Origin of the sequence: Xanthomonas hydrangeae, from assembly GCF_032697525.1 — a bacterium.
GTDB lineage: Bacteria > Pseudomonadota > Gammaproteobacteria > Xanthomonadales > Xanthomonadaceae > Xanthomonas > Xanthomonas hydrangeae.
Map to the genome: position 1 here is coordinate 3,299,680 of NZ_CP103836.1, position 13,430 is coordinate 3,313,109.

General features: G+C 61.3%; 13 protein-coding genes. All 13 read left to right on the plus strand.

Going from position 1 to position 13,430, the window contains the following annotated elements; translation table 11 throughout:
- The first annotated feature begins 65 nt into the window (after window positions 1–65).
- The 13 genes from rpoC to rpsC all read left to right on the plus strand — a co-directional run bounded on the left by rpoC (window position 66) and on the right by rpsC (window position 13,428).
- Window positions 66–4,283 (plus strand): DNA-directed RNA polymerase subunit beta', encoded by a 4,218-nt coding sequence (rpoC, locus tag NYR97_RS14020; protein WP_316693981.1) that lies wholly within the window; start codon window positions 66–68, stop codon window positions 4,281–4,283.
- 222 nt (window positions 4,284–4,505) lie between these two features.
- Window positions 4,506–4,880 (plus strand): 30S ribosomal protein S12, encoded by a 375-nt coding sequence (rpsL, locus tag NYR97_RS14025; RefSeq protein WP_006450628.1) that lies wholly within the window; start codon window positions 4,506–4,508, stop codon window positions 4,878–4,880.
- Window positions 4,881–4,892: 12 nt separating this feature from the next.
- Entirely contained in the window at window positions 4,893–5,360 is a 468-nt protein-coding gene (gene rpsG / locus NYR97_RS14030) for a 30S ribosomal protein S7 (protein WP_006450629.1), read from the plus strand.
- 140 nt (window positions 5,361–5,500) lie between these two features.
- The gene (fusA, locus tag NYR97_RS14035; RefSeq protein ID WP_205392285.1) at window positions 5,501–7,618 is read left to right on the plus strand and encodes an elongation factor G; all 2,118 of its coding nucleotides are present in this window, start codon (window positions 5,501–5,503) and stop codon (window positions 7,616–7,618) included.
- A gap of 49 nt (window positions 7,619–7,667) precedes the next feature.
- Window positions 7,668–8,858, plus strand: coding sequence for an elongation factor Tu (tuf, locus tag NYR97_RS14040; RefSeq protein WP_316693967.1), 1,191 nt, complete (start codon window positions 7,668–7,670; stop codon window positions 8,856–8,858).
- A 465-nt stretch (window positions 8,859–9,323) separates the two neighbouring features.
- A complete protein-coding gene (gene rpsJ / locus NYR97_RS14045; RefSeq protein WP_101363637.1) occupies window positions 9,324–9,638 on the plus strand; it encodes a 30S ribosomal protein S10 in 315 nt (104 codons plus the stop codon).
- Window positions 9,639–9,649: 11 nt separating this feature from the next.
- Window positions 9,650–10,300, plus strand: coding sequence for a 50S ribosomal protein L3 (gene rplC / locus NYR97_RS14050; RefSeq protein WP_006450633.1), 651 nt, complete (start codon window positions 9,650–9,652; stop codon window positions 10,298–10,300).
- Window positions 10,301–10,312: 12 nt separating this feature from the next.
- The gene (gene rplD, locus NYR97_RS14055; RefSeq protein ID WP_023902821.1) at window positions 10,313–10,918 is read left to right on the plus strand and encodes a 50S ribosomal protein L4; all 606 of its coding nucleotides are present in this window, start codon (window positions 10,313–10,315) and stop codon (window positions 10,916–10,918) included.
- On the plus strand, window positions 10,915–11,214 hold the full coding sequence (rplW, locus tag NYR97_RS14060) for a 50S ribosomal protein L23 (RefSeq protein WP_002811694.1): 300 nt from the start codon (window positions 10,915–10,917) through the stop codon (window positions 11,212–11,214). Before rplD ends, rplW begins: the two co-directional genes overlap by 4 nt.
- 10 nt (window positions 11,215–11,224) lie before the next feature.
- The gene (gene rplB / locus NYR97_RS14065; protein ID WP_003486715.1) at window positions 11,225–12,052 is read left to right on the plus strand and encodes a 50S ribosomal protein L2; all 828 of its coding nucleotides are present in this window, start codon (window positions 11,225–11,227) and stop codon (window positions 12,050–12,052) included.
- A gap of 6 nt (window positions 12,053–12,058) precedes the next feature.
- Entirely contained in the window at window positions 12,059–12,328 is a 270-nt protein-coding gene (gene rpsS / locus NYR97_RS14070; protein ID WP_005993369.1) for a 30S ribosomal protein S19, read from the plus strand.
- 12 nt (window positions 12,329–12,340) lie between these two features.
- Window positions 12,341–12,676, plus strand: coding sequence for a 50S ribosomal protein L22 (gene rplV / locus NYR97_RS14075; protein ID WP_002811686.1), 336 nt, complete (start codon window positions 12,341–12,343; stop codon window positions 12,674–12,676).
- A gap of 17 nt (window positions 12,677–12,693) precedes the next feature.
- Window positions 12,694–13,428, plus strand: coding sequence for a 30S ribosomal protein S3 (gene rpsC, locus NYR97_RS14080; protein WP_006450636.1), 735 nt, complete (start codon window positions 12,694–12,696; stop codon window positions 13,426–13,428).
- Window positions 13,429–13,430: the final 2 nt, after the last annotated feature.

Here is a 13,430-nt window from a genome sequence, read left to right on the forward strand (position 1 = left end):
GATCCGGAACGTAATGCCCTCGGTTTCATCTCAGATACGAAATTCCTCCGACCCGGAGATATCCAATGAAAGACCTGCTCAACCTCTTTAATCAACAGCGCCAGACGCTGGATTTCGACGCGATCAAGATCGCGCTGGCCTCGCCGGACCTGATCCGTTCGTGGTCCTACGGCGAAGTGAAGAAGCCCGAAACCATCAACTACCGCACCTTCAAGCCGGAGCGTGACGGCCTGTTCTGCGCCGCGATCTTCGGTCCGATCAAGGACTACGAATGCCTGTGCGGCAAGTACAAGCGCATGAAGCACCGTGGCGTGGTCTGCGAAAAGTGCGGCACCGAAGTCACCCTGGCCAAGGTGCGTCGTGAGCGCATGGGTCATATCGACCTGGCTTCGCCGGTCGCGCACATCTGGTTCCTCAAGTCGCTGCCCTCGCGCATCGGTTTGATGCTGGACATGACCCTGCGCGATATCGAGCGCGTGCTGTACTTCGAAGCCTACGTGGTCACCGAGCCGGGCCTGACCCCGCTCGAGCGCCGCCAGCTGCTGACCGAAGAGCAGTACCTGACCGCGCGCCAGGAGTACAACGACGACTTCGACGCCGCCATGGGCGCCGAGGCCGTGTACGAACTGCTGCGCACGATCGAGCTGCAGTCCGAAATGACCCGTCTGCGCGAAGAAATCGCCAGCACCGGTTCGGAAACCAAGCTCAAGCGTCTGACCAAGCGCATCAAGCTGATCGAAGCCTTCCTGGAATCGGGTAACCGTCCGGAGTGGATGGTCATGACCGTGCTGCCGGTGCTGCCGCCGGACCTGCGTCCGCTGGTGCCGCTGGATGGTGGCCGCTTCGCGACCTCGGATCTGAACGATCTGTACCGCCGCGTGATCAACCGCAACAACCGTCTGCGTCGTCTGCTCGAGCTCAATGCGCCGGACATCATCGTGCGCAATGAAAAGCGCATGCTGCAGGAATCGGTCGATGCGCTGCTGGACAACGGCCGTCGCGGCCGCGCCATCACCGGTACCAACAAGCGTCCGCTGAAGTCGCTGGCCGACATGATCAAGGGCAAGCAGGGCCGGTTCCGTCAGAACCTGCTCGGCAAGCGCGTGGACTACTCCGGTCGTTCGGTCATCACCGTCGGTCCGTACCTCAAGCTGCACCAGTGCGGGCTGCCGAAGAAGATGGCGCTGGAGCTGTTCAAGCCGTTCGTGTTCGCCAAGCTGCAGCGTCGCGGCCTGGCCACCACCATCAAGGCCGCCAAGAAGCTGGTCGAGCGCGAAGAAGCCGAAGTCTGGGACATCCTGGAAGAAGTCATCCGCGAGCATCCGGTGCTGTTGAATCGTGCGCCGACCCTGCACCGTCTGGGCATCCAGGCGTTCGAGCCGGTGTTGATCGAAGGCAAGGCCATCCAGCTGCATCCGCTGGTGTGTACCGCCTTCAACGCCGATTTCGACGGTGACCAGATGGCCGTCCACGTGCCGCTCTCGCTGGAAGCCCAGCTGGAAGCGCGTGCGCTGATGATGTCCACCAACAACATCCTGTCGCCGGCCAACGGCGAGCCGATCATCGTGCCGTCGCAGGACGTGGTGTTGGGCCTGTACTACATGAGCCGCGCCCTGGAGAACAAGAAGGGCGAGGGCATGGTGTTCGCCAACACCAGCGAAGTGAAGCGCGCCTACGACAACCGCGTGGTGGAACTGCACGCCAAGGTCAAGGTCCGTATCACCCAGGTGGACGTGGACGCGGTCGATGGCAAGCGCACCAGCGGTACCTCGATCGTGGACACCACGGTCGGTCGTGCGCTGCTGAGCGAAATCCTGCCCGAAGGCCTGCCGTTCCAGCTGGCCAACACCGAGATGACCAAGAAGAACATCTCGCGTCTGATCAACTCCAGCTACCGTCTGCTTGGCTTGAAGGACACCGTCGTGTTCGCCGACAAGCTGATGTACACCGGCTATGCCTACGCCACCCGTGCAGGCGTGTCGATCGGCATCGACGACATGCTGATCCCGGACGAAAAGAAGGGCATCCTCACCGAGGCCGAAGCCGAAGTGCTGGAAATCCAGGAGCAGTACCAGTCGGGTCTGGTCACTGCCGGCGAGCGCTACAACAAGGTCGTGGACATCTGGTCGCGCACCAGCGAGCGCATCGCCAAGGCGATGATGGACACCATCGGTACCGAGAAGGTCGAAAATGCCAAGGGCGAGACCATCGACCAGAAGTCGATGAATTCGCTGTACATCATGGCCGACTCCGGTGCGCGTGGTAGCCAGGCGCAGATCCGTCAGCTGGCCGGTATGCGCGGCCTGATGGCGCGTCCGGACGGCTCGATCATCGAGACGCCGATCAAGGCCAACTTCCGCGAAGGCCTGAACGTGCAGGAGTACTTCAACTCCACCCACGGTGCCCGTAAGGGTCTGGCCGATACCGCGCTGAAGACCGCGAACTCGGGTTACCTGACCCGTCGTCTGGTCGACGTGGCGCAGGACGTGGTCATTACCGAAGTCGACTGCGGCACCACCGAAGGGTTGATCATGACCCCGATCGTGGAAGGCGGCGATGTGGTCGAGCCATTGAAGGAGCGCGTGCTGGGCCGTGTGGTGGCCGAGGACGTGTACCTGCCGGGCAACGACGAAGAACCGATCGTCACCCGCAACACGCTGCTCGACGAAGCCTGGGTCGCCAAGCTGGAAGAGGCCAGCGTGCAGTCGGTGAAGGTGCGTTCGACCATCAGCTGCGAGTCCTCGTTCGGCGTGTGCGCACGCTGCTACGGTCGCGATCTTGCACGTGGTCACCAGGTCAACATCGGTGAAGCGGTGGGCGTCATCGCCGCGCAGTCGATCGGTGAGCCGGGTACCCAGCTGACCATGCGTACGTTCCACATCGGTGGTGCGGCATCGCGTGCGGCGGCGGTGGACAACATCACCGTCAAGACCACCGGTTCGGTGAAGTTCAACAACCTCAAGTCGGTGGCGCATGCCAGCGGCGCGCTGGTCGCTGTCTCGCGTTCGGGCGAACTGTCCGTGCTAGACGGCCATGGCCGCGAGCGCGAGCGTTACAAGCTGCCGTACGGCGCCACCATCACCGCCAAGGATGGTGATGCGGTCAAGGCCGGGCAGGGCGTTGCCAACTGGGATCCGCATAACCACCCGATCGTGTCGGAAGTGGCCGGTTTCATCCGCTTCATCGACTTCGTCGACGGCGTCACCGTCATCGAGAAGACCGACGAACTGACCGGTCTGGCCTCGCGCGAAATCACCGACCCGAAGCGTCGCGGTGCACATGCCAAGGAACTGCGTCCGATCGTGCGCATCGTCGATGGCAAGGGCAATGATCTGACGATCCCGAACACGGATCTGCCGGCCCAGTACCTGTTGCCGCCGCGCTCCATCGTCAACCTGCAGGACGGCGCCGCCGTCGGCGTGGGCGACGTGGTCGCCAAGATCCCGCAGGAAGCGTCCAAGACCCGCGACATCACCGGTGGTCTGCCGCGCGTTGCCGACCTGTTCGAAGCGCGCAAGCCGAAGGATCCGGCGATCCTGGCCGAGCGTTCGGGCATCATCAGCTTCGGTAAGGACACCAAGGGCAAGCAGCGCCTGATCATCAAGGACACCGATGGTTCGGAACACGAAGAGCTGATCCCCAAGTACCGCCAGATCATCGTGTTCGAAGGCGAGCATGTGACCAAGGGCGAGACCGTGGTGGACGGCGAGCCGAGCCCGCAGGACATCCTGCGTCTGCTGGGTGTCGAGCCGCTGGCCGCGTATCTGGTCAAGGAAATCCAGGACGTGTATCGCCTGCAGGGCGTGAAGATCAACGACAAGCACATTGAGGTGATCACCCGCCAGATGCTGCGCAAGGTCGAGATCACCGACCAGGGCACCAGCAAGTTCCTCAACGGCGAGCAGGTCGAGCGCCAGCGCGTCATCGAGGAAAATGCCCGCCTGGTCAAGCGCAACGAACTGCCGGCCAAGTACGATCCGGTGCTGCTGGGTATCACCAAGGCCTCGTTGGCCACCGAGTCGTTCATCTCGGCGGCCTCGTTCCAGGAGACCACCCGCGTGTTGACCGAGGCTGCCGTGCGCGGCACCCGCGACAACCTGCGCGGTCTGAAGGAAAACGTGATCGTGGGTCGTCTGATCCCGGCCGGTACGGGTCTGGCGTATCACGCCGGACGTCGCAAGTCTGCGGGTCTGACCGACTCGGAAATGGAAACGCTGTCGGGCAAGCCGACGGTTGCCGAACCGGTCGCAGCCGTGGCCGACGCTGGCGCGGACGAGGAGTAAGCGCTCCGACGGCGGTCGCAAGACCGCCGTAAGCCAAGCGAAAAGGAGGGCAGGAGGCCCTCCGTTTTCCGGCCTTTGGATGGGCCAGCAGGGTTAGATTTCCGTGAAGTTGACGGAGTTTCGTCCTGCCAGCTATACTTCCCTGTCTCGGCGGGCCGTTTTTCGGCCTGCCTTTGTTTTCGTGCAAGGCCGTCTCGGCCTCTCAATCAGAAGAATCAACTGATGACGACGATCAATCAGCTGGTCCGCAAGCCTCGGCAAGCGACCACCTACAAGAGTGCCTCCCCGGCACTGGACAAGTGTCCGCAGCGCCGCGGCGTCTGCACACGCGTCTATACCACTACCCCGAAGAAGCCGAACTCGGCCCTGCGTAAGGTCGCCAAGGTGCGCCTGACGAATCAGGAAGAGATCATCAGCTACATCGGTGGTGAAGGCCACAACCTGCAGGAGCACTCCGTGGTCCTGATCCGCGGTGGCCGCGTCAAGGATCTTCCCGGTGTGCGTTATCACACCGTCCGTGGTTCGCTGGACGCCGCCGGCGTCGCAAAGCGCCGTCAAGGTCGTTCCAAGTACGGCGCCAAGCGCCCGAAGAGCTAAGGAAACACTCCAATGTCCCGTAAAGGTTCTACTCCGCAGCGCACCGTCCTGCCTGATCCAAAGCATGGCAGCGAAACCATTGCCCGCTTCATCAATATGGTGATGCAAAGTGGCAAGAAGTCGGTTGCTGAGAAAATTGTCTATGGCGCGATGGACGTCATTGGCGAAAAGAATCCGAATGCCGTCGAGCTGGTGCAGAAAGCACTGGACAACGTGGCCCCGGCTGTCGAAGTTAAATCGCGTCGCGTCGGTGGTGCTACCTATCAGGTGCCCGTCGAAGTGCGCTCCTCCCGTCGCACGGCGCTGGCAATGCGCTGGTTGATCGATTCCGCGCGCAAGCGTGGCGAGAACACCATGCCGCGCAAGCTGGCTGCAGAACTGTTGGACGCCTCGGAAAGCCGCGGCGGCGCGATCAAGAAGCGCGAAGAGACGCACCGTATGGCGGAGGCGAACAAGGCGTTCGCACACTACCGCTGGTGACCTCGTGGGCCTTGGTAACGGGGCCCTTCAGCACCATCTGAGTGCTGTTTGCGACGCGCGATTAGCGTCGCATCTAAATCCGAAGGCCGCCGAAAGGCGGCGTTCGGCCATCCGAAATCCAAGAAATTGAGAGGCTCCCCGTGGCCCGCACCACCCCTATCGAGCGTTACCGCAACTTCGGCATCATGGCCCACATCGATGCCGGCAAGACCACCACCTCCGAGCGCATCCTGTTCTACACCGGTGTCAGTCACAAGATCGGCGAAGTCCATGACGGCGCTGCAGTGATGGACTGGATGGAGCAGGAGCAGGAGCGTGGTATCACCATCACCTCCGCTGCGACCACCGCGTTCTGGTCGGGTATGGACAAGTCCATGCCGCAGCATCGCCTCAACATCATCGATACCCCCGGGCACGTCGACTTCACCATCGAAGTGGAGCGCTCCTTGCGCGTGCTCGACGGTGCGGTGTTCGTGCTGTGCGCCGTGGGTGGCGTACAGCCGCAGTCCGAGACCGTGTGGCGCCAGGCCAACAAGTATTCCGTGCCGCGCATGGCCTTCGTCAACAAGATGGACCGTACCGGTGCCAACTTCGACAAGGTTGTCGAGCAGCTGAAGGCCCGTCTGGGTGCCTACGCCGTGCCGATGCAGGTGCCGATCGGTGCTGAAGACGGTTTCGAGGGCGTGGTCGACCTGCTGAAGATGAAGGCGATTCATTGGGATGTTGCCTCGCAGGGCACTACCTTCGAATACGGTGACATTCCGGCCGATCTGGTCGAGATTGCGACCGAGGCACGTTCGTTCATGGTTGAAGCGGCTGCAGAAGCCAGCGAAGACCTGATGGACAAGTACCTCAACGAAGGCGACCTGACCGAAGAAGAGATCCTGGTGGGTCTGCGCGAGCGCACCCTGAAGGTCGAGATCGTGCCGGTGTTTTGTGGCTCGGCGTTCAAGAACAAGGGCGTGCAGGCCATGCTCGACGGCGTCGTGCACCTGTTGCCGTCGCCGGCCGACCGTCCGCCGGTCCAGGGCATCGACGAAGACGAGAAGGAAGACACCCGTCCGGCGACCGATACCGCGCCGTTCTCGGCGTTGGCGTTCAAGATCATGACCGACCCGTTCGTGGGCTCGCTGACGTTCTTCCGTGTCTATTCGGGCACGCTGAACTCCGGCGACCAGGTCTATAACCCGGTCAAGTCGAAGAAAGAGCGCGTGGGTCGCATCCTGCAGATGCATTCCAACAACCGCGAAGAGATCAAGGAAGTGCGCGCTGGTGACATCGCCGCGGCCGTGGGTCTGAAGGACGTCACTACCGGCGATACGTTGTGTGCGCAGGACAAGATCATCACCCTGGAGCGCATGGTGTTCCCGGAGCCGGTGATCTCGATGGCGGTGGAGCCCAAGACCAAGTCGGACCAGGAAAAGATGGGTACGGCACTGGGTCGTCTGGCGCAGGAAGATCCTTCTTTCCGCGTCAAGACCGACGAAGAATCCGGCCAGACCATCATCTCCGGCATGGGCGAGCTGCACCTGGACATCATCGTCGACCGCATGCGTCGCGAGTTCAATGTCGAGGCCAACGTCGGCAAGCCGCAGGTTGCGTATCGCGAAACGATCCGCAAGACCGACGTCAAGTCCGACTACAAGCACGCCAAGCAGTCCGGTGGTAAGGGTCAGTACGGTCACGTGGTGATCGAGCTGTCGCCGATGACCGAAGAAGATCGCAAGAACGACAACGTCAAAGACGATTTCCTCTTCATCAACGACATCACCGGCGGCATCATCCCGAAGGAATTCATCCCCTCGGTCGAAAAGGGCCTGCGCGAAACGATCACTAGTGGTCCGATCGCCGGCTTCCCGGTGGTGGGCGTCAAGGTCAAGCTGGTGTTCGGCTCGTACCATGACGTCGACTCCTCGGAAATGGCGTTCAAGCTGGCCGCGTCGATGGCGTTCAAGCAGGGCTTTGCTAAAGCCAGCCCGGTGTTGCTTGAGCCGATCATGAAGGTCGAGATCGTCAGCCCGGAGGATTACCTGGGTGACGTGATGGGCGACGTGAGCCGTCGTCGTGGCGTGTTGCAGGGTCAGGACGACAGCCCGTCGGGCAAGATCATCAATGCGATGATTCCGCTGGGTGAGATGTTCGGTTATGCGACTTCGCTGCGCTCGATGAGCCAGGGCCGCGCCACGTTCTCGATGGAATTCGACCATTACGAAGAGGCGCCGACCAACATCGCCGACGCCGTCACCAAGAAGGGCTGAGTTCGCTCAGCCGCTTCGCACAAAATTTTCTAATTAGAGGTAGTGAGTCATGGCAAAAGCTAAATTTCTTCGCGAAAAGCTGCACGTTAACGTCGGCACCATCGGTCACGTCGACCATGGCAAGACCACGTTGACCGCTGCGCTGACCAAGATCGGTGCCGAGCGTTTCGGTGGCGAGTTCAAGGCGTACGACGCGATCGACGCAGCGCCGGAAGAGAAGGCGCGTGGTATCACGATCTCGACCGCGCACGTCGAGTACGAATCCGCAAACCGTCACTACGCGCACGTCGATTGCCCCGGCCACGCCGACTACGTCAAGAACATGATCACCGGTGCAGCGCAGATGGACGGCGCGATCCTGGTGTGTTCGGCTGCCGATGGCCCGATGCCGCAGACCCGTGAGCACATCCTGCTCTCGCGTCAGGTCGGTGTGCCGCACATCGTCGTGTTCCTGAACAAGGCCGACATGGTCGACGACGCCGAGCTGCTTGAGCTGGTCGAAATGGAAGTGCGTGAGCTCCTGAGCAAGTACGACTTCCCGGGCGACGACACTCCGATCATTCACGGTTCGGCCCGTCTGGCGCTTGATGGCGATCAGAGCGACATCGGTGTGCCGGCGATCCTGAAGCTGGTCGAGGCTCTGGATACCTTCATTCCGGATCCGACCCGCGACGTCGACCGTCCGTTCCTGATGCCGGTCGAAGACGTGTTCTCGATCTCGGGTCGTGGCACCGTGGTGACCGGTCGTATCGAGCGCGGCATCATCAAGGTCGGCGACGAAATCGAAATCGTCGGTATCCGCGACACGCAGAAGACCACGGTCACGGGCGTGGAAATGTTCCGCAAGCTGCTGGACCAGGGTCAGGCAGGCGACAACGCCGGTCTGCTGCTGCGCGGCACCAAGCGTGACGACGTCGAGCGCGGCCAGGTGCTGTGCAAGCCGGGTTCGATCAAGCCGCACACCGAGTTCGAAGCCGAGGTCTACGTGCTGTCCAAGGATGAGGGTGGCCGTCATACCCCGTTCTTCAAGGGCTACCGTCCGCAGTTCTACTTCCGCACCACCGACATCACTGGCGCCTGCCAGTTGCCGGAAGGCGTGGAGATGGTGATGCCGGGCGACAACGTGAAGATGGTCGTGACCCTGATCAACCCGGTCGCGATGGACGAAGGTCTGCGCTTCGCGATTCGTGAAGGTGGCCGTACCGTCGGCGCCGGCGTGGTTGCCAAGATCATCAAGTAAGTGCCTGCGATCCGGCGACGCCTCGTCGCCGGATCAGCACGTAAGCAACGCAAAGGTCGGCGCAAGCCGACCTTTTTTGTTGAGCGCAAAATATGCGCGTGCAATGTAATTCGCAGGGTAGAGCGCTTGCGCAGGTAAAGACACCTCGCTATAATGCGCGGCTCGGTGTCCCTGGGTAGGGCGCAGAGTTACAGCGAAAAGAACGGCAGGACGCCGCTCGTGTTCGCCAGACCGGGAAGGTCGCGTTGCATGGAGCACTCAACAACTCACGTGTTGTTGACGGTGCTCTCGTTGCGCACTATACTTTTCCGTCTGGGCAGACCGGTTTACCGGCCTGCCTGAGTTTTTGGGCGGAGGAAATGCCCTCGCTGGCAGGACGCACGGCGATTTCATCTACGTAGGAATATCGGGGCAGGTATCCCAGAGGCCTTGCCCGTCGCTCTTTTAATGAAGGAATCTTCCGTCATGTCGGAACAGCAAAAGATCCGGATTCGGTTGAAGGCGTTCGATCATCGATTGATCGACCGTTCGGCCAGCGAGATCGTCGAAACGGCCAAGCGGACCGGCGCGCAAGTGCGTGGCCCGATCCCGTTGCCGACCAAGATCGAACGTTACACCATCCTCGTATCCCCGCATGCCGACAAGGATGCGCGTGACCAATACGAAACCCGCACGCACAAGCGTGTGCTCGATATCGTCGACCCGAACGACAAGACCGTGGACGCGCTGATGAAGCTCGAACTCGCGGCTGGCGTCGACGTCCAGATCAAGCTGACCTGAGGACTACGACCATGACGAAGAAATATTCGTTGGGCTTCGTAGGCCGCAAGGCTGGTATGAGCCGCGTCTTTACTGAAGACGGCCGCTCGGTACCGGTCACGCTGATCGAAGCAACTCCAAACCGCATCGCGCAGATCAAGACCGTCGAAGCTGACGGCTACAGCGCAGTGCAGATTACCGTTGGTGCCCGTCGCGCCGCACTGGTCAACAAGCCGGCTGCTGGCCACTTCGCCAAGGCGAAGGTGGAAGCGGGTCGCGGCCTGTGGGAATTCCGCGTTGAAGATGCGCAGCTCGGCGATTTCGCCGTTGGCGGCGAAATCAAGGCGGACATCTTCGAGGTCGGCCAGAAGGTCGACGTCCAGGGCGTCACCAAGGGTAAGGGTTTCCAGGGCACCATCAAGCGCTACAACTTCCGTATGGGCGATGCAACTCACGGTAACTCGCTGTCGCATCGCGCGCCGGGTTCGTTGGGTCAGCGCCAGACCCCGGGTCGTGTTTTCCCGGGCAAGAAGATGTCGGGCCACATGGGCGCCGTGCAGCAAAGCACGCAGAACCTGGAAGTGGTCAAGGTCGACGTCGAACGTGGTCTGATTGCTATCCGCGGCGCCGTGCCTGGCGCAGCTGGTGGCGACGTGATCGTCCGTCCGGCGAGCAAGGCATAAGGAGAGATGACGATGGAACTCGTTATCACGGGTAGTAACAACAAGGTCTCGGTCTCCGATGCCGTGTTCGGTCGCGAATTCAGCGAAGATCTGGTTCACCAGGTCGTCGTCGCTTATCGCAATGCCGGCCGCGCTGGTACCAAGGCTCAGAAGACGCGTTCGGAAGTTGCGGGCACGACCAAGAAGTCGAAGAAGCAGAAGGGCGGCGGTGCGCGTCATGGCGCGTTGACGGCTCCGATCTTCGTCGGTGGCGGCGTGACCTTCGCGGCCAAGCCGCGCAGCTTCGAACAGAAAGTCAACCGCAAGATGTACCGTGCGGCCATCTGCGCGATCTTCTCTGAGCTTAATCGCCAGGGTCGCCTGATGATCGTCGAGGCGTTTGACGTCGAAGCAACCAAGACCCAGGGTCTGATCGAGAAGCTGAAGGGACTGGATGTGGGCAAGCGCCCGCTGATCGTCACTGAAGAAGCCTCCGAGCACCTGTACCTGTCCGCCCGCAATCTGCCGTATGTGCAGGTGCGTGATGTGCAGGGTCTGGATCCGGTCGCTCTGGTCGGGGCCGATACGGTCGTGATCACCGCCGATGCGGTCAAGAAGATCGAGGAGTGGCTGGCATGAGCAGCAACGAAAAAATCTTCAGCGTGCTGCGTGCTCCGCGAGTCTCTGAAAAGACCGCGCGCCTGCAGGAAATCTCCAACCAGTATGTCTTCGAAGTTTCGAACGAAGCCACCAAAGCCGATGTAAAGGCCGCGGTTGAGCAGCTGTTCGACGTCAAGGTCAAAGCTGTCAACGTGGTCAACGTCAAGGGCAAGAGCAAGTCCTTCCGTAACCGTGCTGGTAGCCGCGGCAATTGGCGCAAGGCGTACGTCCGCCTGGTTGATGGTCAGTCCATCGACGTAACGGCTAAGGCCTGAGGTCCATCCCATGCCATTGATGAAGTTCAAACCCACCTCTCCCGGCCGTCGTTCCGCCGTGCGTGTGGTTACTCCCGATCTGCACAAGGGTGCACCGCACGCGGCGCTGCTCGATTCGCAGAGCAAGTCCGGTGGTCGTAACCACCATGGCCGCATCACCGTGCGTCACGTCGGTGGTGGTCACAAGCAGCATTACCGCATCATCGACTTCAAGCGCAACAAGGAAGGCATTCCGGCGCGTGTGGAGCGGATCGAATACGATCCGAACCGTACCGCTCATATCGCCCTGCTGTGCTATGTCGACGGCGAGCGTCGCTACATCATTGCCCCCAAGGGCTTGAAGGCTGGCGATCAGGTCATTGCCGGTGCCAACGCACCGATCAAGACCGGCAACACGCTGCCGCTGCGCAACATCCCGGTCGGTACGACGGTTCACGGTATCGAGCTGAAGCCGGGTAAGGGCGCTCAGATCGCACGTGCTGCCGGTGCTGCCGTCCAGCTGGTCGCTCGCGAAGGCATCTATGCCACGCTGCGTCTGCGCTCGGGCGAAATGCGCAAGGTGCCGGTCGAGTGCCGCGCCACCATCGGTGAAGTCGGCAACGACGAGCACAACCTCGAGAAGCTGGGCAAGGCTGGCGCCAAGCGCTGGCGCGGTGTTCGTCCGACCGTTCGCGGTGCGGCCATGAACCCGGTCGATCACCCCCACGGTGGTGGTGAAGCGAAGGCTGGTCAGGGTAATCCGCATCCGGTCACCCCGTGGGGTGTTCCGACCAAGGGTTACAAGACGCGCAAGAACAAGCGCACCCAGCAATTCATCGTCCGCGATCGTAGGGGCTAATCGACCATGGCACGTTCACTCAAGAAGGGCCCGTTCGTCGATCACCACCTTGCAAAGAAGGTGGAGTCTGCTGCGGGTAGCAAGAAGCCGATCAAGACCTGGTCGCGCCGTTCGATGATCCTGCCCGAAATGGTAGGCATCACCATCGCCGTGCATAACGGCAAGAACCACATTCCGGTGCTCGTCAACGAGAATATGGTCGGCCACAAGCTCGGCGAATTTGCCGTCACCCGGACCTTCAAGGGTCACGGTGGCGACAAGAAGTCGAGCAGGTAAGGAGAGATGACGATGGAAGCGAAAGCAATCCTGCGCACCGCGCGCATCTCCCCGCAGAAGGCCCGCCTGGTCGCTGATCAGGTGCGTGGACTGTCCGCCGAACGTGCGGTCAATCTGCTGAAGTTCTCGGACAAGAAGGCTGCACACCTGATCAAAAAGGTGGTGGAGTCGGCTATTGCCAATGCCGAGAACAATCAGGGCGCGGATGTCGACGAGCTGAAGGTCAAGACCATCATGGTTGATGAGGGTCCCTCCCTGAAGCGTTTCATGGCGCGGGCGAAAGGCCGCGGTACCCGCATCCTCAAGCGCACCAGTCACATCACTGTGATTGTTGGCGCCGCCAAGTAAGCGGAAAGGAAAAGACCATGGGTCATAAAGTTCATCCGACTGGAATCCGTCTTGGCATCGCCAAGGACTGGAATTCCAAGTGGTACGCAAACAAGGCCGACTTCGCCGGTTATCTGGCAGCCGACTTGAAAGTGCGTGAAATGCTGCGCAAGAAGCTCGCGCAGGCAGGTATCAGCAAGATCTTGATCGAGCGCCCTGCCAAAACCGCCCGCGTGACGATCCACACTGCCCGTCCGGGCGTGGTGATCGGCAAGCGTGGTGAGGACATCGAAAAGCTGCGTAAGGAAGTGAGCGCGATGATGGGTGTTCCTGCCCACATCAACGTCACCGAAGTGCGCAAGCCGGAGCTGGATGCGCAGCTGGTCGCCGAGTCGATCGCGCAGCAGCTTGAGCGTCGCATCATGTTCCGCCGTGCAATGAAGCGCTCGGTCGGTAACGCGATGCGCCTGGGTGCCCTGGGCATCAAGGTCAACGTGGCTGGCCGCCTCAACGGTGCAGAAATCGCCCGTTCGGAGTGGTACCGCGAAGGCCGCGTGCCGCTGCACACGCTACGTGCCGACATTGATTACGGTTTTGCCGAGGCGTCCACGACGTACGGCATCATCGGTATCAAGGTCTGGATCTATAAGGGTGAGGTCTTTGACTTCTCCCAGGTTGGCCAGGAGAAGCAGGACGACAGCCCGCGCAACGATCGTAACGATCGCGGCGACCGTGGTGACCGTCCTTCGCGCCCGGCTCGTGAAGCGAGGTAACG

What these genes read in the sequence shown, in the direction of transcription:
- rpoC (WP_316693981.1), top strand. Translation starts at nt 66, where the DNA reads ATGAAAGACCTGCTCAACCTCTTTAATCAACAGCGCCAGACGCTGGAT.
- rpsL (WP_006450628.1), top strand. Translation starts at nt 4,506, where the DNA reads ATGACGACGATCAATCAGCTGGTCCGCAAGCCTCGGCAAGCGACCACC.
- rpsG (WP_006450629.1), top strand. Translation starts at nt 4,893, where the DNA reads ATGTCCCGTAAAGGTTCTACTCCGCAGCGCACCGTCCTGCCTGATCCA.
- tuf (WP_316693967.1), top strand. Translation starts at nt 7,668, where the DNA reads ATGGCAAAAGCTAAATTTCTTCGCGAAAAGCTGCACGTTAACGTCGGC.
- rpsJ (WP_101363637.1), top strand. Translation starts at nt 9,324, where the DNA reads ATGTCGGAACAGCAAAAGATCCGGATTCGGTTGAAGGCGTTCGATCAT.
- rplC (WP_006450633.1), top strand. Translation starts at nt 9,650, where the DNA reads ATGACGAAGAAATATTCGTTGGGCTTCGTAGGCCGCAAGGCTGGTATG.
- rplD (WP_023902821.1), top strand. Translation starts at nt 10,313, where the DNA reads ATGGAACTCGTTATCACGGGTAGTAACAACAAGGTCTCGGTCTCCGAT.
- rplW (WP_002811694.1), top strand. Translation starts at nt 10,915, where the DNA reads ATGAGCAGCAACGAAAAAATCTTCAGCGTGCTGCGTGCTCCGCGAGTC.
- rplB (WP_003486715.1), top strand. Translation starts at nt 11,225, where the DNA reads ATGCCATTGATGAAGTTCAAACCCACCTCTCCCGGCCGTCGTTCCGCC.
- rpsS (WP_005993369.1), top strand. Translation starts at nt 12,059, where the DNA reads ATGGCACGTTCACTCAAGAAGGGCCCGTTCGTCGATCACCACCTTGCA.
- rplV (WP_002811686.1), top strand. Translation starts at nt 12,341, where the DNA reads ATGGAAGCGAAAGCAATCCTGCGCACCGCGCGCATCTCCCCGCAGAAG.
- rpsC (WP_006450636.1), top strand. Translation starts at nt 12,694, where the DNA reads ATGGGTCATAAAGTTCATCCGACTGGAATCCGTCTTGGCATCGCCAAG.